General features: G+C 33.8%; 16 protein-coding genes and 1 pseudogene. 8 read left to right on the top strand and 9 right to left on the bottom strand.

Annotated elements, in window-relative coordinates; genetic code table 11:
* Positions 1–179: 179 nt before the first annotated feature.
* Both mfd and ACHMWN_RS04880 read left to right on the top strand, forming a co-directional pair.
* A pseudogene (gene mfd, locus ACHMWN_RS04875) lies at positions 180–3,517 on the top strand (transcription-repair coupling factor).
* 28 nt (positions 3,518–3,545) lie between these two features.
* Positions 3,546–3,761: a DUF3820 family protein gene (locus ACHMWN_RS04880; RefSeq protein WP_397298195.1), complete on the top strand. Its 216-nt coding sequence runs from the start codon at positions 3,546–3,548 to the stop codon at positions 3,759–3,761.
* A gap of 21 nt (positions 3,762–3,782) precedes the next feature.
* On the opposite strand, the gene ACHMWN_RS04885 is transcribed toward ACHMWN_RS04880, so the two are convergent.
* The 4 genes from ACHMWN_RS04885 to ACHMWN_RS04900 all read right to left on the bottom strand — a co-directional run bounded on the left by ACHMWN_RS04885 (position 3,783) and on the right by ACHMWN_RS04900 (position 9,173).
* Positions 3,783–4,499 (bottom strand): DsbA family protein, encoded by a 717-nt coding sequence (locus ACHMWN_RS04885; protein WP_397298196.1) that lies wholly within the window; start codon positions 4,497–4,499, stop codon positions 3,783–3,785.
* A gap of 115 nt (positions 4,500–4,614) precedes the next feature.
* On the bottom strand, positions 4,615–7,350 hold the full coding sequence (locus ACHMWN_RS04890; protein WP_397298197.1) for a M14 metallopeptidase family protein: 2,736 nt from the start codon (positions 7,348–7,350) through the stop codon (positions 4,615–4,617).
* An 82-nt stretch (positions 7,351–7,432) separates the two neighbouring features.
* A complete protein-coding gene (locus tag ACHMWN_RS04895) occupies positions 7,433–8,239 on the bottom strand; it encodes a phosphatidate cytidylyltransferase (protein ID WP_397298198.1) in 807 nt (268 codons plus the stop codon).
* Positions 8,229–9,173: a type II CAAX prenyl endopeptidase Rce1 family protein gene (locus ACHMWN_RS04900; protein ID WP_397298200.1), complete on the bottom strand. Its 945-nt coding sequence runs from the start codon at positions 9,171–9,173 to the stop codon at positions 8,229–8,231. The genes ACHMWN_RS04895 and ACHMWN_RS04900 overlap by 11 nt, the downstream gene beginning before the upstream one ends.
* 51 nt (positions 9,174–9,224) lie before the next feature.
* Here ACHMWN_RS04900 and dusB point away from each other — a divergent pair, with 51 nt between their 5' ends.
* Positions 9,225–10,232, top strand: a complete 1,008-nt coding sequence (dusB, locus tag ACHMWN_RS04905; RefSeq protein WP_397298202.1) for a tRNA dihydrouridine synthase DusB — start codon at positions 9,225–9,227, stop codon at positions 10,230–10,232.
* A 30-nt stretch (positions 10,233–10,262) separates the two neighbouring features.
* The gene (gene apaG, locus ACHMWN_RS04910; RefSeq protein ID WP_397298203.1) at positions 10,263–10,649 is read left to right on the top strand and encodes a Co2+/Mg2+ efflux protein ApaG; all 387 of its coding nucleotides are present in this window, start codon (positions 10,263–10,265) and stop codon (positions 10,647–10,649) included.
* A gap of 72 nt (positions 10,650–10,721) precedes the next feature.
* Here apaG and ACHMWN_RS04915 read toward each other — a convergent pair whose 3' ends face one another.
* Positions 10,722–11,417 carry a zinc metallopeptidase gene (locus ACHMWN_RS04915; protein ID WP_397298204.1) on the bottom strand — a complete coding sequence of 232 codons (696 nt, stop codon included), beginning with the start codon at positions 11,415–11,417 and terminating at the stop codon, positions 10,722–10,724.
* A gap of 87 nt (positions 11,418–11,504) precedes the next feature.
* On the opposite strand from ACHMWN_RS04915, the gene ACHMWN_RS04920 reads away from it, so the two are divergent.
* Together ACHMWN_RS04920 and ACHMWN_RS04925 are read left to right on the top strand one after the other, a co-directional pair.
* On the top strand, positions 11,505–12,644 hold the full coding sequence (locus ACHMWN_RS04920) for an NAD(P)/FAD-dependent oxidoreductase (protein ID WP_397298206.1): 1,140 nt from the start codon (positions 11,505–11,507) through the stop codon (positions 12,642–12,644).
* Between the two features lie 62 nt (positions 12,645–12,706).
* On the top strand, positions 12,707–13,984 hold the full coding sequence (locus tag ACHMWN_RS04925; RefSeq protein WP_397298207.1) for a DNA recombination protein RmuC: 1,278 nt from the start codon (positions 12,707–12,709) through the stop codon (positions 13,982–13,984).
* Between the two features lie 6 nt (positions 13,985–13,990).
* Here the strand turns inward: ACHMWN_RS04925 and ACHMWN_RS04930 are convergent, their stop codons facing one another.
* The 3 genes from ACHMWN_RS04930 to nadA form a co-directional block, all read right to left on the bottom strand.
* The gene (locus ACHMWN_RS04930) at positions 13,991–14,512 is read right to left on the bottom strand and encodes a hypothetical protein (RefSeq protein ID WP_397298209.1); all 522 of its coding nucleotides are present in this window, start codon (positions 14,510–14,512) and stop codon (positions 13,991–13,993) included.
* A gap of 111 nt (positions 14,513–14,623) precedes the next feature.
* Positions 14,624–15,661, bottom strand: coding sequence for a thiamine-phosphate kinase (gene thiL / locus ACHMWN_RS04935; RefSeq protein WP_397303542.1), 1,038 nt, complete (start codon positions 15,659–15,661; stop codon positions 14,624–14,626).
* Between the two features lie 90 nt (positions 15,662–15,751).
* Complete coding sequence (gene nadA / locus ACHMWN_RS04940; protein WP_397298210.1) at positions 15,752–16,750, bottom strand: quinolinate synthase NadA; 999 nt, start codon at positions 16,748–16,750, stop codon at positions 15,752–15,754.
* Between the two features lie 439 nt (positions 16,751–17,189).
* On the opposite strand from nadA, the gene nadB reads away from it, so the two are divergent.
* Positions 17,190–18,776 carry an L-aspartate oxidase gene (nadB, locus tag ACHMWN_RS04945; RefSeq protein WP_397298211.1) on the top strand — a complete coding sequence of 529 codons (1,587 nt, stop codon included), beginning with the start codon at positions 17,190–17,192 and terminating at the stop codon, positions 18,774–18,776.
* 76 nt (positions 18,777–18,852) lie between these two features.
* Positions 18,853–19,362: a gamma carbonic anhydrase family protein gene (locus ACHMWN_RS04950; protein ID WP_397298212.1), complete on the top strand. Its 510-nt coding sequence runs from the start codon at positions 18,853–18,855 to the stop codon at positions 19,360–19,362.
* On the opposite strand, the gene ACHMWN_RS04955 is transcribed toward ACHMWN_RS04950, so the two are convergent.
* Positions 19,363–20,997 (bottom strand): Ig-like domain-containing protein, encoded by a 1,635-nt coding sequence (locus ACHMWN_RS04955; RefSeq protein ID WP_397298213.1) that lies wholly within the window; start codon positions 20,995–20,997, stop codon positions 19,363–19,365.
* Between the last annotated feature and the right edge of the window lie 60 nt (positions 20,998–21,057).

A 21,057-nucleotide genomic window follows, 5' to 3' on the forward strand; every position in this document is an offset into this window, starting at 1 on the left:
ATATTATTTAGAAACAATGTTAAGTTTTTTGTTACGGCTATTAAATTCAATTCGACGAAACTAAAAAAAATCTCGACCAAACCGCTAGTTGCCTCGAACAAACATTATTCAATTTTGTATTAATGATGTTTAAATCTCATTACGAACTTCTATTAATAATAATTTTTTACCTTTACCTAGTGAATATTCGCGACCTGATTAATCGATATAAAAAGGACGATCGTGTTGTTGCCTTAGCACAATCGTTAAATAAAAGTAAGGGGACTAAAACCCAACTAAAGGGATTGGTGGGTTCTGCCGATGCCGTAATTGCTGTTTCTACTTATTTTTTACTACACAAGCCACAACTTTTTATTTTACCAAACAGAGAAGAAGCATCTTATTTTTTATCTGATTTAGAAGGAATATTAGATAAGGAAGTCTTGTTTTTTCCTTCTTCGTTTAGAAAAGCTTTTGAATTTACACAAATAGATACGGCAAATGTTTTGGCAAGGGCCGAAGTATTAAATGAATTAAATCATCAAAGTGAGTACGGAAAAATTGTAGTTACATATCCAGAAGCACTGGCAGAAAAAGTAATTGATCGTTCGGTTTTAGAAAAAAACACCTTAGAAATTAGTGTCGGCGCAACCTTAGGTATAGATTTCATTAATGAGTTTTTATTTGAATACGATTTTGAAAGGTCTGATTTTGTTTATGAACCTGGGCAGTTTTCTATTCGAGGTGGTATTGTAGACATTTTTTCTTTCTCACACGAATTACCTTATCGAATTGAGTTTTTTGGCGATACTGTGGAAAGCATTAGGACTTTTGAAATTGAAAGTCAGCTTTCTGTAGATGATGTAAAAAGTTTAACCATTGTGCCTAATGTTCAAGCTAAATTTTTGACAGAAAACAACATTAGCCTGTTGGATTATATTGAAAATGACACGCAACTTTGGTTTAAGGATGTAGAATATACCATCGACATTGTTAAAGCTGGTTATAAAAAAGCTGTTGAACTTTGGAAAGCATTGGGCATTGCCGAAAAACAGCAAAATCCAAATTGGTTAGATCCAAAATTCTCTTTTACAGATGAGAAAATGTTGTCTGATTTATTTCAGGATTTTTCGTTAGTTGAGTTTGGCAAACAGTTTTTCTATGAAACTGATGATGTAATTCAATTTGAAACGAAACCTCAGCCATCTTTTAATAAAGATTTTGATTTGCTGATTAAGAACTTAAAAGAAAATGAAAGTCAGCATATTCATAATTTCATTTTTACAAATTCGACTAAACAAACTGAACGTTTGTATGCAATTTTAGATGATATTGATAAAACCGCAAAATTTACGCCTGTAAATATTCCATTGCGTGAAGGCTTTTTAGATGCGCAGCAAAAAGTTGCTTTTTATACCGATCATCAGATTTTTGATCGTTTTTATAAATATCAATTAAAGAAAGGTTATCAACGAAGCCAAGCAATTACACTTAAAGATTTACGCGAATTGAAGCCTGGTGATTTTGTAACTCATATTGATCATGGAATTGGAAAATATGCTGGTTTAGAAAAGGTAGAAGTAAATGGCAAAACCCAAGAAATGATTCGTTTGGTTTATGCCGATAACGATTTGCTGTATGTAAACATCAACTCCTTAAATCGCATTGCGAAGTTTAGCGGAAAAGATGGTACGCAACCCAAAATGAATAAATTGGGTACAGAAGCTTGGGATAAACTCAAAAAAACCACAAAAAAAAAAGTTAAAGACATTGCCCGAGATTTAATCAAGCTATATGCCATGAGAAAAGCTCAAGTGGGTACTGCTTTTGCGCCTGATGGCTATTTAGAAACCGAACTTGAAGCCTCATTTATTTACGAAGATACTCCCGACCAAGTTAAGGCAACTGCCGATGTAAAAAAAGACATGGAAGCGCCGCACCCTATGGATCGATTGGTTTGTGGTGATGTAGGTTTCGGTAAAACGGAAATTGCTATTCGTGCCGCTTTTAAAGCTGTAGCAAACGGAAAACAGGCCGCCGTTTTAGTACCGACAACAATTCTTGCACTTCAGCATTTCAAGACGTTTTCATCTCGTTTAAAAGAGTTTCCCTGTACGGTAGACTATATTAATCGTTTTAAAACCTCAAAGCAAATTAAGGACACTTTAGAGCGTGTCGGACAAGGAAAGGTAGACATTGTAATAGGTACTCATCGTTTGTTAAGCAAAGATGTGAAGTTTAAGGATTTGGGAATCATGATAATTGATGAAGAACAAAAATTTGGCGTAGCTGCTAAAGAAAAACTGAGGGCTTTACGTGTAAATGTGGATACGCTAACGCTAACTGCAACGCCAATTCCTAGAACTTTACATTTCTCTTTAATGGGTGCTCGAGATTTGTCGATTATGAGTACTCCTCCACCAAACAGACAAGCGGTTAATACAGAATTACACGTTTTTAATGATAAATTAATTCAGGAAGCGGTACAGTTTGAATTGGATAGAGGCGGTCAGGTTTTCTTTATTCACAACCGTGTGAATGATTTGAAACAATTAGGCGGATTGATACAAACTTTAGTACCAAAAGCGAGAATTGGTATTGCACACGGACAATTAGACGGTGATCAGTTGGAGGATGTGATGCTCGATTTTATTAACGGCGAAAAAGATGTTTTGGTTGCTACTACTATTATCGAAGCTGGATTAGATATTCCGAATGCAAATACAATCATCATTAATCATGCACACATGTTTGGCCTGAGTGATTTACACCAAATGCGTGGTCGTGTGGGCGCTCTAACAAAAAAGCGTTTTGTTATTTGTTGAGTTTGCCTTTATCAACCTTGACCAACGAAGCTAGAAAGAGATTAAGTGCCATTGAAGAATTTTCTGATTTAGGAAGTGGGTTTAACATCGCTATGCGTGACTTAGACATACGTGGAAGTGGAAATTTATTAGGCGGTGAGCAAAGCGGGTTTATTGCCGAAATTGGCTTCGAGATGTACAATAAAATATTGGATGAAGCCATTCAAGAATTGAAAGATGCTGAGTTTAAAGATTTATTTAAGGACGAACCGCAGCGAGCATTTGTGAACTTTACTCAAGTTGATACAGATTTGGAGTTACACATTCCGGATGATTACGTGACGAGTATTACAGAGCGATATAATTTATACACAGAGCTTTCGAAACTAGAAAACGAAACTGAGTTAATCGCATTTGAGCAAGAATTGAAAGATCGTTTTGGACCCGTTCCGTTGCCTGTAAAAGTAATGCTTAAAGTTTTACGTTTACAATGGGTTGGTAAACGATTAGGCTTTGAAAAGTTGAGTTTTAAGAAGAATATTTTACGTGGTTATTTTGTCAGTGATAAACAATCTAAATTCTTTGATTCAGAGGTGTTTAATAAGGTTTTGGCCTTTGCACAAATTCATCCACGTTTGTGTAATTTGAAAGAAGTAAAAGATAGTTTGCGAATTTCTTTCGATAACATTGCAAATATTGACGAAGCAATTGAAATGTTGGAAATGATTTTATAATCTTCATCATCTACCTTATTCTCAAATTATGGATCCACAAATGCTAAATGAATTAATTACCATGAAAATGCCTTTTGGTAAATACAAAGGCTGGGTACTTTCACGTTTGCCTGAGCCTTACTTAGTTTGGTTTCATAATCAAGGCTTCCCTCCTGGGAGATTAGGGAATTTATTAGCAACTATGTATGAAATTAAGCTAAATGGTTTGGAGTATTTGTTGCAAGGATTGAAGAGTAGATATTAATTCAGAATTACGACTATCTGGCTAAATCTCACATCCATTTTCATCACAAACCGCATCATCATTTTTATTTAACGATTTCAGTTGGGCTGTTGGCTGAGCTGCTTTCCATTCCGTAAAACTTTGTGTAATTGCTTGCTCAAAAGTATCAATTGGTTGTGCACCTGATAATGCATATTTTCTATCAAATACAAAATAAGGAACTCCTCTAACGCCTAATTGTTGACTTTCATAAATGTCGTAACGAACTGCTTCGGCGAAGTGATCGCCTTTCAAAACACTTAAAGTTTCATCTTTATCCAATCCTAATTCTTCAGCAATGCTAATTAAAGTTTCGTGTTTAGCAATATCTTTTGCGCCCATAAAATGCGCATTAAATAACGCTTCTTCTGCTTGATCTTGTAATCCTTTGCTTGCCGAAAAATGAAGAAATCGATGTGCATCAAAAGAATTGGCAGGAATATTTGTCGCAAAATTTAAATCCAAGCCAACGTTTGAAGCCATTTCGACCACTTGGCCCGTCATTTGTTTCGCTTGATCCAAAGACATGCCTTTGCTTCTCGCCAAATACGTGTATAAATCTTCGTTATTTGTATTGTGGTATTCTGGATTAAGCTGAAAACTTTTCCATTCTACTTCCACTTCATTTTTAAACGGTAATTTTTCAATTGCTTTTTCAAAATGCCTTTTACCGATATAGCAAAACGGACACATCACATCAGACCAAATTTCTACTTTCATACTACAAAGATAACCTTGATGATTTTTGGAATGGTAAGCTAAAAGTAAAAACCCCACTAACCAAAATATTAGCAGGGTTTCCAATTTTCACCATTGCAAAGCAGTGACTAAGCCTTTACTTATACAATTGGTTAAACATCCATTTAAAGGTTCCATGAGTTTGTGCTCTAAACGTAATCTCTGGACCGAAGGCAAATAATTTTCCTTTTCCATAATCTGCTTCAAAAGCAGCTACACCATCCTGTAAATAACTTTGTCCCCATGCCCAACCACTTCGTAAAGGCGTTGCATTAGCAAACCAAGCTAAAGGTTTAATTTTTCCACTTGAAACTGCATCAGCACTTAATTTAAATACAGGGCTATTATCGAAATAAACATCTGCAGTATTGTCCATGCCCCAATTTGCTGGTTGATTCTTATCTAGCGTAACATTTAAAACACTACCTGGCACATAATATTTCTCCGCTGGTAATCTTTTTTCTAAACCCCCTATCAATTCTACCATCGCATTACGAACGGGTAAATTTAAATGTGTAGCTAAATTAGTGGCAGTACCAATAGCAACGATTTCTCCTCCGGCTTCTAAAAATTTCTTTAATTGAGGAATTGATTTATCTTGAGTCATTCTTCCTAATCGAGCCCTGTATTCTTCTGGAATGGTTTCTGGAGCAGGGCTACCAAATCCACCTCTTGCGCCAGCACCAATTGATACATTTGGACTGTATGCTGGAATAGAACCATCCACAAAAACAATCACATCAAATTTATCTTTTAAATTCCCAGCATCAATATCCGGAGCATAAATTACAGTTGCATCAAAGTGATATTGTTCCATAATAAATCGAATCCATCCAGAATCCATTGACCCTCCATATGTATCCCATAATGCAATACGAGAAGGCGCAATTTTAACTGCTTTAGCAGGTTTTTGTGCTGCTGTAACTCTCATACCAAAACCATGTTCCGCTTTATCCAATATACTTTTAGCTTTTGAAGATGCTGGTACATAAAATGATCCGTCCGCAGTATTGCGATAAACTTCTGCTCCTCCTTTCAATAATTCATTAACAGCCAAAAAACTTTCGTTGGCTGATGAACTTAACGTGTATCCTCCACCGGAAGGAAGTGCTTTTGATATTGCTTTTATTAATTCTCCATATGGTAGTTTTTCAAACGGACCATCAAATTTATCTTGAATTCTATCGAATTTAACGTTCATTAAATAGGCTAATGTCCAACCAGCAGCATCATAAGGTGCAATTGGAGGACCTCCCTCGTATTTAAAATCGTTAGGGTGATCTTGTGGTTCGAACATATCTAAAACGTGTGGGCGAAAAGCTTGATCGGTTTTAACAACATAACTTCCGGCAGGGTAATTTTTGCCAGCAACAGCAAATGGAGCAGTTGCTTTTTGAACCGAAATACCTGTTCTAATCAATGCATTTAAAAATCGAATGGCGGTCGTAAAATCTGGCTGATCTGCCGAAAGAATATATCCCCTTGCATCGCGATTAGCTGGGTTTTTCATCACCGTATCTAAATACTTAGTAGACATTGCACCTCTTCCCTCAAAACCTCCACCTTGTGTTGTTGTGCTAGCTGGTCTTCCCGCTTGTGCAGCAGCGTTAATGGCTTCAATCTTTTTAGGTGAGAAAGACCAAGTATCTTTACTTCCTCTATCAATTGAGTTTTTACCCATTTGATAAATATTAAACAATAATTCATCATGATAGCGTTGTGCATAATTTAACACGGCATAGTTTAATGAAACAGAGTAATCTATCGAGTTTTTAAAATACCATTTTTGTGGTAAAACTGGATTTGGAGAATCGCCGTTAGGCAATAAACGAGACGGTACAAGTGGAATATCAGACGGAGTTGGACTACCTACAATTTCGGTTAATAGCCCAATCATGTTGTGGAAATACGTCGTTGTACGCAAACCACCATTATACCACGTAGAAAATACAGACCCTCCGCGTTGTGTATAACCTGGTTTAGACTCAACATTCATTCTATTGTGCATTGCCGCACCCACAGCATCTATACTTGTTAATATAATTGGATCGAAAACATAATTATACGGATCGCGATACGGAGGACCAGCAACAACTGTTCCTGCCGGGCCAGCTTGGTGATGATTGTACATAATTTGTGGTATCCATTCTACAAAAAGTTGACGACCAATATTTTGAGTTTCTTTTAAATTTAACATGAAGAAATCTCTATTGTTATCATGTCCTGCGTATTTTTCGTACAAACGAGGAAGGCCATTTATAGATCTTTTCTTTGGATCCTTTTCTCTCATGTACCAATTGCTCACCAATTCTTGTCCATCTGGATTAGCATGCGTCATTAACACAATTACATTATCTAATATTTTATTGGTTTCTGCGTCTGTTCTGCTAGAAAGGTTATACGCCATTTGTATTAATTGGTGTGCACCTACAACTTCATTTGCATGTAAACCTCCGTCAATCCACACTACTGCTTTTCCTTCTGCTGCTAAAGATTTAGCCTGTTCTGGCGTTAGCCCTTCTGCGTGTGCTAATCTTTGAGAAATCTCTTTATATTTTTCTAGGTTTTTTTGATTTTCTGGCGAAGTAATAATCAACATGTATTGAGATCTTCCTTCTTCGGTTTTACCAATATCAACAAGTTTTACTCGTTTTGAGGTTTCTGCCAGCTTCTTAAAATAAGCTTCTGTTTGGGTGTAATTCGCGAGCTGATAATCATCGCCAATGTTAAAACCAAAATGTTCTTTTGGAGTTGGAATGTTTTGCGCTTCTGCAACTTGAAAGCAAAGAAATAATGCAAAAAACAGTAAGCTACGTTGGTAAAGTTTTGCCATGAGGTTTAGTTTAGTTGATAATAAATCAAATATAAACAGAAAACGAAGTAATGTATGGCTGTTATTGATTTGTTACAGACAGCTAATGCAAAATCAGATACAAGTAAACGTACACAACTGGCGCAGCTATTAACAAGCCGTCAAAACGGTCTAAAAATCCGCCATGGCCTGGTAAAAAACTTCCTGAATCTTTTGCGTCAAGACTTCTTTTTAACATCGATTCTACTAAATCACCTAACGTACCAAAGCACACAATTAGAATAGACATTCCTGCCCAAACAATTGGCTTCATTTCAGGAAACTGTAAAGAAATCAAATAAGAGACTATTAGACTTGTAAACATACCGCCAAAAAAACCTTCCCATGATTTTTTTGGAGAATGTCGTTCAAACAATCTGTGCTTTCCCCATTTTACACCAAACAAATATGCGCCTGTATCATTTGCCCAGAGCAGTAATAAAAAGGCAAGTGGTAAGTGAAAGTTATATAAATTAAAGTTGGCCAAAAAGCCTAAAGAATAAAAGAAACAAAATGGAATGGTGACGTAAATAAAGCCAACAAAGGTGTAAGAGATATTAGCAAATGGGATTTTTTCCTTTTTATACAATTCAAAAATAAATACCGAAAATATAAGCGGAACAATAAGTAATAAATACTTTAACTCAAACTGAAAATAATGATAGCTTGCTGTTAATAAAAAGATAATTACCGCAGCCAAAACTGCAATATTTCTATGGGGTCGAATGCCTGACGTTTTAACTAATTTATAAAACTCTAATAGTGCAACAATGCTTAAAATTAAGTAAAACCCTGTAAAAGCGTAGCCATTTATTAACGATGCAAGCATCACTAGTGTAAAAAAGAAAGCGGTTATTGCTCTAGTCTTCATTTAAAGTTGTAGGTTGTGGGCTATGGTTTTCGGTTGATTTCTCTTTTAAAATCCAAAACAAAGCTATGGTTAATATTGCACTAATTAAATAGCCATACCAAGCAACCGAAGGTCCATCATCGTTAGTTATTGGCAAATTGTTTTTTTGTAAATACCAGGCCATCGCGACAGCATATCCATTATTTAAAAAGTGAGCAAAAACAGTATACCAAATGCTACCTGTCCAAAAATAGATGTAGCCAAACGCTGCGCCTAAAAATAATCTTGGAAAAAACCCAAAGAACTGGAAATGTATCGTGCTGAAAATGATTGCCGATGTCCAAATAGCAATATGCGGATTTTTTATTATTCGTAAAAAAGTGCGTTGTAAAGCCCCTCTAAATATAAACTCCTCACAAATAGCCGGTATAATAGCAATTACTAATAGATTAATTAAAAAACCACCAATGGAATTCATTTTTAAAATAGCTTCTGTGGTTTTTGTTCCTTCGTCTTCCATCCTTCTCATCCAGTTCTCTAGCCATTTTAAACCTTCTGGGAGATTCATTTTTTGATTTAATTCATTTACAAATCCTAAAATTGGTGTAGAACATAGCATCAATATAAAAACCAATAAAATAAGGTTTGCTTTCGGCATTTTCATACCATAAAAATGTTGTGGTTTTTTACCTTCGGTAATGCCTAAAAATATGGCGGGCGCTAAAAAAAGACCTATTTGTTGTGCAGTAAGTAATATTTTTAAGGCTCCAATATATTTCAAATCATTTCCTGTCATCCACCCTGTGTTATGGAGTAAATCTAATCCATAAATACCGAGGCAGATTAAAAATCCAATAATCATCGCTATCACAAGCCCCACCACAGCATAACCGCCTAGTAACAACAGCTGTAAAAATGGATTGATTTCTTCTCTTGACGTTTGTGTAACTTGCATTATTTGTAAAATCCGTAACTTTGTAAATAATTTTGGTTTGAAGATAGAAAAATGTCTGTAAAGATAGGAAATATAGATTTGGGAGATTTCCCTTTGTTATTAGCACCGATGGAAGATGTGAGTGATCCACCTTTTCGTTACGTGTGCAAGCAGGGGGGAGCAGATTTGATGTATACAGAATTCATTTCTTCGGAAGGATTAATTCGAGATGCAGCAAAAAGCCGTCAGAAACTAGATATTTTTGAATACGAAAGACCAATTGGGATTCAGATTTTTGGTAGTGACATTGAAAGCATGCGTGAAGCAACAGAAATTGCCACGTTAGCTGGGCCTGATATTATGGATATCAATTACGGTTGTCCTGTTAAAAACGTAGCTTGTCGCGGTGCGGGATCTGCTTTGTTACAAGACATTGATAAAATGGTGAAAATGACAGAAGCGGTTGTAAAAGCAACACATTTACCTGTTACCGTTAAAACCCGTTTAGGATGGGACGACAATACCAAAAACGTAGAAGAAGTTGCTGAAAGACTACAGGACATTGGCATTCAAGCGTTAACTATTCATGGTCGCACAAGAGCTCAATTGTATAAAGGCGAGGCCGATTGGACCTTAATTAGAGAAATTAAACGAAATCCACGTGTTAAAATCCCAATTTTTGGTAATGGCGATGTAGATAGTGTGGAAAAAGCGGCTAATTGGAGAATGGAATACGAAGTAGACGGAATTATGATTGGAAGGGCTGCAATTGGTTACCCATGGATTTTCCGCGAAGTAAAACATTTCTTTAAAACTGGCGAACATTTACCTGGCCCAACGTTAGAAGAAAGGATTGTCGCTTGTCGTACTCACTTGGATAAGTCTATTGAGTGGAAAGGACCAAAAGTAGGTGTGTTTGAAATGAGACGTCATTATGCCAATTATTTTAAAGGCTTGCCTGATTTTAAACAGTACCGAATGCTGTTGGTAAAAGAAGAAAATATTGCCGTTATTCATCAGATTTTAGACGAAGTGGCAGAAAAATATGAGAACGTTGTTCCCTTTTCAGAAATGGCTTGATTATTGAAAAGCATTTTATAAATTTAACAAATGGTTACAGCTATAACACAAGGTGTAAAAATTTCGGTAGAAACCATTTACCAAGACGAGCATTCTAATCCTGCAAACGAACATTACATGTTTGCTTATCGCATAGAAATAGAAAACTTATCGGATTATGCAATACAATTAATGCGTCGCCAATGGTTTATTTTCGATTCAAACGGCTCAATTAGAGAAGTAGAGGGAGAAGGTGTGGTTGGTGTTCAACCAGTAATCGAATCTGGCAAAAGCTATTCTTACGTTTCTGGTTGCAATCTTAAAACAGATATTGGCAGTATGCGTGGTCATTATTCAATGAACCGTTTAGTTGATGAAACCAGTTTTGAAGTAGATATTCCAGAGTTTCAATTGATTGTTCCTTATAAACTAAACTGAGATTTTTCAATCTCAATAAAAAAGGGATGATAACTGGTTATCATCCCTTTTTTGTTTTTCATTGGTATCCTTTTAATTTCTGTTTCTGCCAAATAGCATTGATGCGTAATATAATAAGTTAGCTAATGCACCAAGCGCTGCTATTACATAGGTCATTGCCGCCCACCAAAGCGCATCTTTTGCCTGTACATTTTCTTCATCGCTTTGCATAACACTATGATTATTTCTCAGCCAAAGTAATGCTCTTTTACTTGCATCAAACTCTACTGGTAATGTTATGATACTGAATATGGTTACTAAAGCTAATCCAGCTACACCAATTCCTAATACCAAGGGATTTCCAGTAAAACCGATTAATAAAACACCAATTATAAGTACCCACTGCAAAAGGTTAGAAGAGATGCTTACAACAGGTACCATGTTAGAGCGCAATTGCAACCAATGATATGATTTTGCATGTTGTACGGCATGTCCACATTCATGAGCGGCTACTGCTGCGGCAGCAACACTTCTTCCATAATAAACATCTGTACTTAAATTTACAGTTAAAGAGGCTGGATTATAATGGTCGGTAAGTTGACCTTCTAAGCTCATTACATTTACATTATAAATACCGTTATCGCGTAGCATTTTTTCAGCTACCTCTTTTCCCGATAGGCCAGAACTAAGCTGAGTTTCTGCATATTTTGTAAATTTATTTCTAAATCGCCACTGCACAAACATGCTCAGTAATAGTATCGGGATGATTAAAATTAAATAAGTTCCCATATTCGATGATGTATGTTTTTCAATATCTTTAAATCAAAAAGCGTTCCCATATTTAAAAGACATAAAAAAATTACAATACATTTATCTATGCTTCATAATCTATCCTATTGGGAAAAAAAGAATTTCTTTCATGCCGATGTCATTATAATTGGTAATGGGATTGTAGGTTTAAATGCTGCAATCGCTATTAAATCGGAAAACCCAAAAACGAGCGTTTTAATCCTTGAAAGAGGCTTTCTACCCTCAGGAGCGAGTACAAAAAATGCTGGTTTTGCCTGTTTTGGTAGTGTTTCAGAATTAATAGAACAAGAAAAATTAAGCGGAACTGATGGCCTACATCAACTGATTTCGAAAAGATGGAAAGGGCTTTTAAAGCTTAGGAATTTGCTTGGCGATAAGTCTATTTCCTTTCAAAATAATGGTGGTTTTGAATTATTTAAGCCACAACAAAGCGATTTAGCTAACGAATGTGTAGCAAAAATGAGCCATTTTAACACTCTAATTGAGGATATTGTGCTTCAAAAAGACACATATTCCTTAACTAATTCTAAAATTAATTCTTTTGGTTTTAAGGGTATTGATGTGCTTATTGAAAATAATTTAGAAGCACAAATTGATCCTGGTTTAATGATGAAATCACTTTTGGCTAAAGCAATGTCAATTGGAGTACAGATTTATACAAGCTGTAAGGTTGAAGAGTTATTAAACGAAAATAATACTGTATTAATTAAAACTAGCCAGGGTGATTTTTCTTGCAAAAGGGCTTTACTAGCTACTAATGCTTTTGTAAATGAACTATTGCCAGATTTAGCTGTTGTACCTGGTCGCGGACAAGTCATTATAACTAAACCTATTGCTAACTTAAAGTTAAAAGGCGCTTTTCATTACGATAAAGGTTATTACTATTTTAGAAATATTGATGATAGAGTTCTTTTAGGTGGTGGTAGAAATTTAGATTTTAAAGCCGAGGAAACAACGGATTTTGGTGAAACAGTAGTAGTTCAACAAGCGTTAGTTAATTTATTAAAAGAAACCATTTTACCAGAAACCCCTTTCGAAATTGAACAAAAATGGAGTGGTATAATGGCCTTTGGTACTCCATTAGCTCCACTAATTGAAGAAGTAAAACCTAATATCTTTTGTGCAGTTCGATGTAACGGAATGGGTATTGCAATTGGTAGTCAAACTGGGCAAGAAGCAGGAGACATGGTGGCAAGGAGTTTCTAGTAATCTTTATTCCATTAGTAAATTGGTTCTTATTTTTCTATTTTTGATAAAAATATTAGCAAATGGAAATAGCAGGTTTAGCATTATTAGTTCTCATTTTACTTTTCCTTATTGTTTTATTGGTCCGCAAACCGGCTGTTCAAAACAATACTGAAACCATCACTTATTTAAAGGACGAAAAACAGAAATTAGAAGATGAATTAAATGATCTTCGAGAACGCTTTAATGAAGAGCGAAGTAATTTAATTAAAGCAGAAGCTTTAGTTAATTCGCATCGTGAGAAATTAACTGAACAACAGAAAAATCTAGAAGATCTACAGCAAAAATTCACCTTAGAGTTTTCATTAATTGCCAATAAAATATTGGATGAAAAGTCTGCAAAATTCACTGCACAAAACCAAACTAATTTAGATTTTATTTTAAATCCTTTAAAAGCGAACATTAAATCATTTGAAGAAAAAGTAGATAAAGTTTATCAAACTGAAGCTGCGGAAAGAAGCCAATTAAAAGGGGTTATTTTTCAGTTAATGGATCAGAGTAAACAAATTCAAACGGATGCAAACAATTTAACTAAAGCACTAAAAGGAGATAGTAAAAAACAAGGGAATTGGGGCGAAGTAATTTTAGAAAGAGTTTTAGAACGTTCTGGATTGGTAAAAGATAGAGAATATAGAATTCAAGCTAGTATTAATAACGAAGGGGCTCGTTTTCAACCCGATGTAATAGTTGACCTACCTGATGAAAAACATTTGATTGTAGACGCTAAAATTAGCTTAGTTGCTTACGAGCGAATGATGAGTGCAGAAACTGAAGAAGAAAAATTATTGAATTTAAAACAGCATCTGCTTTCCGTAAAATCTCATATTGATGGATTGGCAAGTAAAAACTATCAAAATTTATATCAAATCAATTCACCAGATTTTGTTTTGCTTTTTATCCCTATAGAATCTTCTTTTAGTATAACCGTACAGGCAGATAATGAATTATTTAATTATGCCTGGGATAGGAAAGTGGTTATCGTAAGTCCGACTACATTATTAGCAACTTTACGCACCATTGCTAGCATTTGGAAAGTAGATAGACAAAATAAAAACGTTTTTGAAATTGCTGAAGAGGCTGGTGCTTTATATGATAAATTTGTTGGCTTTTTAGAAGATATGGAGAAGATTGGAAAACACATTGACCTCACGCAAAAAGCACACGATGATGCCTTTAAAAAACTACAATATGGCAATGGAAATCTAATTGGTAAAGTAGAAAAGATCAAAAAACTAGGGGCAAAGACAAAATCTAATAAACAGATAGATTCTAAGTTTTTAGAAGAAGATTTGGAAGACTAATATCCTTTAAATTTTTGTGGCACTTTTTATCAAATTAATACTTTTATTATCGGATATATTTAAAATAATTACCCCACCCATAGCTCTTGAAACATATATAGCCGTTGCTGTTGATCCTGTATAAATGTTTAATTCATCAATACTTATTTCTTTTTTAATTTGATGTAATTGACTAATTATTTTAATGTTAACAACATCGTTTATAACCAGTACATTTTTCTTGTCTTTTTTAAATGCAAAGACTACGATTGGTTTACAACATCCAGTATATTTATTCGGGGTAGACAAAATCGGTTTTATCCCATCTGGAAAATACTTTGGTATAAACACATTTGTATCTAACACCATTCTTTTCATAATAAAACTAAATTGCGCTTCTTTAGGTAGTTTTTTTAAAGAATCTAACCAGTTATTATTTTGTGTTTCAGTAAGAATTAGTTTCTTTTTTAATTCGGCTGTGTCTATCTTATTTTGAGCAGAACAAAAATTAGAAAGGAGTAAACAAAAAATAAACAAATTTCTTTTCATTAGATTTTTAGTTATTAATGAACTTATCTTTTTATAAATTTTGTCATCCTGAACGCAGTGAAAGATCTTTAAAAAGAGATTTCCTCCTATCGTCGGAATGACAAGATGTATTTACCCTTTAAACGCATTCCATCCCTGGGCTTTTATTTCATGAGAAATATTAGATTTTGAAATCATATTACATCCTGAATTTTTATCAGTAATATGACCAATGATGCTGATATCAACATCATTTTTCAGCTTAGTATAATCACTTTGTTTAATGGTAAATAATAACTCATAATCTTCACCACCATTTAATGCACAAACTGTTGGATCTAAACCTAATTCACGAGCAGTTTCATAAGTCATTGGATCGATGGGAATTTTTTCTTCGTACAATGTACAGCCTTTTTCAGATTGTGTACAGATATGTAAAATCTCAGAAGCTAATCCATCAGAAACATCAATCATTGAAGTAGGTTTTATTTTCATTTGAGCTAATAAATCAACAATATCTCTTCTTCCTTCTGGTTTTAATTGACGTTCGATGATGTAATCTTTACCTTCTAAATCTGGTTGCAATTGCGGATTTTCTAAAAAGATTTGTTTCTCTCTTTCCAAAATTTGCAAGCCAACATAAGCCCCTCCCAAATCTCCAGAAACACAAATCAAATCACCTTCTTCTGCACCATTTCTATAACAAACATCTTCCGCTGCTGCATGACCAATACTCGTTACAGAAATGACTAATCCTTGTTTACTTGAAGAGGTATCGCCACCTATTAAATCGATGTTAAATTTATTACAAGCTAATTCAATTCCTTTATAAATTTCTTCAACCGCTTCTAATGGAAACTTGCTCGAAATACCTATTGAAACTGTAATTTGAGTAGCAATTCCATTCATAGCATAAATATCACTCAAGTTAACTTGAACAGCTTTATAACCCAAATGCATTAAAGGCACATACGCTAAATCAAAATGAATTCCTTCTAACAATAAATCAGTAGATATTAGTACTTGATCTTTAAAATTTAATACTGCAGCATCATCCCCAACACCTTTTACACTTGTTTCATGTTGTATTTTAAAATTAGTTGTTAAGTGTTTTATTAATCCAAATTCACCTAAATCTGATATTGCTGTGCGTTCTTTATTCTCAAACATAATTTTTATTTCTTTCGTCATGCTGAATTTATTTCAGCATCATTTTAGCAAGCCCAACCCTGAAATAAATTCAGGGTGACGGGTGATTATTTACAATCCCAAACTTGCTGAAATTTCTAACATTCTTTCTATTGGTTTACGAGCTTCTACAATAATATTTGCAGGTACTGTAACTTCTGGTAAGCCATTTTTTAAACACAAATACAATTTTTCTAATGTATTTCTTTTCATATATGGACAATCATTACATGCACAGCTATTATTTGGTGGTGCCGGAATAAAGGTTTTTGTAGGGTTTGCCTTTTCCATTTGGTGAATAATTCCACTCTCAGTAGCTACAATAAACTCCTGCGCATCGCTATTTATCGTGTATTTTAATAAACCCGTTGTACTTCCAATATAATCGGCCATAGCCAAAACAGTTTCTTCACACTCTGGATGTGCAATAAATTTAGCATTTGGATGACGTTCTTTTAATTTGGTAATCTTCTCTCTCGAAAATATTTCGTGTACCATACAGGCACCATTCCACAACACTAAATCTCTACCTGTTTTTTTAGCAACCCAAGCACCTAAATTTTTATCTGGACCAAAAATTATCTTCTGATCTTTCGGTAAACTTTCCACAATTTGAACTGCATTTGTTGAAGTACATACAATGTCACTCAATGCTTTTAATTCAGCTGTGCAATTCACATAGGTAATTACCAAATGGTCTGGATATTTCTCTTTAAATTTCTTAAATAAATGTGGTGGACAACTATCTGCCAAAGAACAACCAGCTTTTAAATCTGGCAATAAAACAGTTTTTTCTGGTGACAAAATCTTAGCTGTTTCTGCCATAAAATGCACTCCAGCAAAAACTATAATATCTGCATCAGTCTTAGCCGCTTCTTGAGATAAGCCTAAACTATCTCCAATATAATCAGCAATATCCTGTATATCAGGTTCTTGATAATAATGAGCTAATATTACTGCGTTCTTTTCTTTCTTTAACTTTTCAATTTCATCAAATAAATCAAGTGTTGGATCAATTGCTTCATCCACAAAACCTTTTTTATTTAATTCTTCTAAAACATCAATCATCATTTTCTTTTATGGGCATCAATCTTTTGTAAAGATACCGAGTTTCAACACTACAATAGATTCTAATTATTTTATATAAAGAAGAATCTTATTACTTATTAAGGTGTTGGTACTGTGAGTAAGTTCTTTATTTAAATTGTGTAATATAAGTTATCACATACTTACCAACATTTAGTATTCAATTTTATTTTAAATTAATACTGATTTACAATGCTATACTATTTTGCTTAGAAACTTATCAATACCAAAATGTGTATTGTTAATGGTGGTATAAAAAGTTAATAAACTATGCAAAGTTGCTTAAAAATAATGTAAAAGATTGTGTCAAATTACCTTTTTACATTAGCTTTAAACTTTCAAAAATAGTTGTTGGTTTTATTTAGACATTCTGCTAACACTATTTAAGATGTTCTTAACAATTGTTTGATTTACGTTAGTTTTAATGAGAAAAGTTGATTTTTTAGTCATAGGATCGGGTATAGCAGGTTTAAGTTTTGCGTTGAAAGCTGCACAACATGGAAAAGTATTAATAGTTACCAAATCAAATGAAGATGAATCTAATACAAAATATGCCCAAGGTGGAGTAGCTGTAGTGGTAGATAAATCAGATTCTTTTGAAAAACATATAGACGATACTTTAATTGCTGGAGATGGTTTATGCGATAAAAATATTGTAGAAATAGTCGTAAAAGAAGGACCTCAGCGGATACAAGAGATTATAGATTACGGAATTAACTTCGATAAAAATACTGCTGGAGTTTTCGATTTAGCTAAAGAAGGTGGTCATTCTGAACACAGAGTTTTACACTATAAAGATGTTACTGGATACGAAATTGAGAGTGTATTATTGAAACAGATTCATGAAAATGAAAACATAGAGATATTAACACACTACTTCTGTTTAGAGTTAATTACCCAACATCACCTAGGTGAACATGTGGATAAGAGTAGCGAAGATATTAACTGTTATGGTATATATGCCTTTAACACAGAGCTTAACGATGTGGAGAAAATATTGGCAAGTGTAACAGTAATGGCAAGTGGTGGAGCTGGCCATGTATATTCTAACACCACAAATCCAGTTATTGCGACAGGTGATGGAATGGCAATGGTATACAGAGCAAAGGGAAAAATTAGAAATATGGAGTTTATTCAATTCCATCCAACAGCTTTATACAATCCAGGAGAATATCCTTCATTTTTAATTTCTGAAGCAGTTCGTGGTTTTGGTGGTGTTTTAAGAAGAAGAAATGGAGAGGAATTTATGTATGAATACGATGAACGTGGATCTTTAGCCCCACGAGATATTGTAGCTCGTGCTGTTGATAATGAAATGAAAAAATCAGGTGAGGATTTTGTGTATTTAGATATTACGATGAGAAAGAAAGCTGATATTTTAACTCATTTTCCTAATATTTATGCCAAATGCTTATCTATTGGAATAGATATGACTAAAGATTTTATTCCGGTTACGCCTGCATCACATTACATGTGTGGTGGTATTTTGGTGGATGAATATGGAAGATCATCTATTAAAAATCTATACGCTTGTGGCGAAGTTTCTTCAACAGGATTACATGGAGCAAATAGGTTAGCATCTAATTCATTACTAGAAGCAACAGTTTTTGCACACCGTATTTATTTATCAGCATTAGAAAATTATAAAAAGAATACCATACCTGATGAAATTCCTGAGTGGAATGAGCAAGGTGTTACACAATCTAATGAAGATATTTTAGTTACTCATAATCTTCGTGAAACACAAAAAATAATGAGTGATTATGTAGGCATTGTACGTTCTGATTTTAGATTAGATAGAGCAATGCGACGCTTATTTTTATTGTACGAAGAGACAGAAGAATTTTATAAAATGAATAAGGTTTCTGTTAAATTATGCGAGTTAAGAAATGTGATCCAAGTAGCATATATGATTATTAAATCAGCAGTTGCTAGAAAAGAAAGTAGGGGATTACATTATACTACAGATTATCCAGAACACGCAAAAGAACTTGTTGATACTATTATATAAACATGTGATAAGAGCAAAGGGAAGAATCTAGATATAGATTTCTCACAATGTTCGAAATGACAGAAAGAGAAATAAAATGCCAGTTATATTACCAGTTAAAGGAATAAACCCCAAGTGGGGAGAAAATTGTTTTATTGCGCCAAACGCAACAATAGTGGGTGATGTTGTAATGGGCAATAATTGTTCTATTTGGTTTAATGCGGTTGTTAGAGGTGATGTAAACAGCATTACCATTGGTAATGATAGTAATATTCAAGATGGAGCTGTCATTCATGCAACCTATTTAAAAGCATCAACGCATATTGGTAATAGAGTTTCAGTTGGTCATAATGCAATTGTACACGGATGTGAAGTTAAAGATCATGTGTTAATAGGTATGGGAGCAATAGTAATGGATCATGCTATAGTTGAAGAATATTGTATTATTGCAGCAAATACTGTAGTGTTAGAAAACACCATTTGCGAAAGTGGATATTTATATGCTGGAACTCCCGCAAAAAAAATAAAGCCCATTACTGATGAGCAAAGGGCTTTATTAAATAGATTGCCAGATAATTATATCATGTATTCAGACTGGTTTAGATAGTTATTCTTTAGGAATAATTAGTTTTTCTTTTCTATCCCAATTGGCTTTAATAGATAATTCTAAAGGTGCATACCATATTTTTTCTGGTTGAAATCCTTGTTTTACATTTCCAGTATCCCAAATTCCATTTTTGTTCTCATCATATACAATTCGAGCAAAATAAATCCCAGCCCTATATTTATTAAATGTCACGGTTGTATTTTTATAAATGCGCTCACTAGATATCACAACTTCTTTCTTTTCATTTACAACCTGTAAAATATAGTTTTTAGTAGTATCTGGTACTTCTACATTCAGAATTAATGTGCCATAATCATCGTCATTTCCTAATTTAAAAGTTTTAGTGATATCTTTATTTTTCGAATTAAAAATGCCCGTTAAAGCTCCATCAGCTAATTTAAGTATATATTCTTCTTTAGTTTTCCAAGGATATTTAACGCTATACGTTAAAAAGTCTGAGCTATCTTTTACTAATGTTAGTCCCGTTCTTGGAATAGAGTCTTCCAATAATGTGATTTTGGTTACATCGATTTTATCTATCGGAAAATTGAAATGTAATTTTAAATCTTTATAAGGATTCAAAAGATTTCCTTCTAAATTATCCCCTGCTTGAATATTTCGAGTATAGGTGTCTTTTTTACCCCTCGTAAATTTAATGGTATCTAGACCTTTTCCTTCATCTTTTATGGCAACTTTAATAGAATCAAAACTCAAATCATTTAACCAGATTTTAACGGAGTCATTCGTTTTATTAAAGCGAACTTTTTTATTTGCATCTATGTTAGTAGGCTCAATTACAGTTATTTTTGGCTTTCTGAGTTGTTGATTAAAATTCATAGAAATACTGCCATCACCATTTAATTTTCTATCAAAAATCCTAAAGTCGCTGGCCAATTCTTTAAAAACAGTTAAATTTACACTATCTAAATTCTTATTTAAAACGAGCGGGTTTTTAATAAAACCAACCTCATCTGAATTTTGCTGATAAATTTTATCACCACCTTTTTCACGTAGAGCATAAACTTTATAAGTGTCTTTTTTTAGATTGGTCAATTTATAATTTCCACTACTATCGGTAGTAGTATAAATCGCTGGTTTCTTTTTACCAAAAAGACTGTCACGCGAAAGCGGAAGTATAAAAACAATAGTTTCTATTTCTGGTTGACCAGTTAGTGCATTTTTAACATTTCCGCTTATGCTTAACGAATCGAGTGTTGGTCCAGTTGCAAAAACATAGGTGAAATTTTTAAGCACATTTCCTTCTGTAATATCTGCAATAGATTTACCAAAGTTTAAAGTATACGTTGTATTTTTCTCTAAAAAGTCTTGCAGTGTGATTTCTATTTTTTTTGTATTGCTACCTTTTAAAATAGGAGGGCGTTCTTGCTCTGGTGAAATCGAGAATTCTTTAAACTCATTTTGAAGTTTAAAATATTCATCAAATTCAATAGTTATTTTTTTTGCCTTAAAATTTGTTGTGAAATTTTTTGGTTCCATTTTTAAAACCTTCGGTGGCTTTGTGTCTTTTGGACCACCCTCTGGAGTTCTTATACTTGCGCAACCGTAAATTAATGCAATTATCAAAATCAGATAATAGAAATACGGTCTATTTGTTATTTTTTCAATTTTTGACATTTAGATGCGCTATATTTAATTCAACATTAATTTTGATACATGATATTAAAAAAGTAAAAA

This window comes from Pedobacter sp. UC225_61 (assembly GCF_044452285.1).
In the GTDB taxonomy this organism is placed as follows: Bacteria; Bacteroidota; Bacteroidia; order Sphingobacteriales; family Sphingobacteriaceae; genus Pedobacter.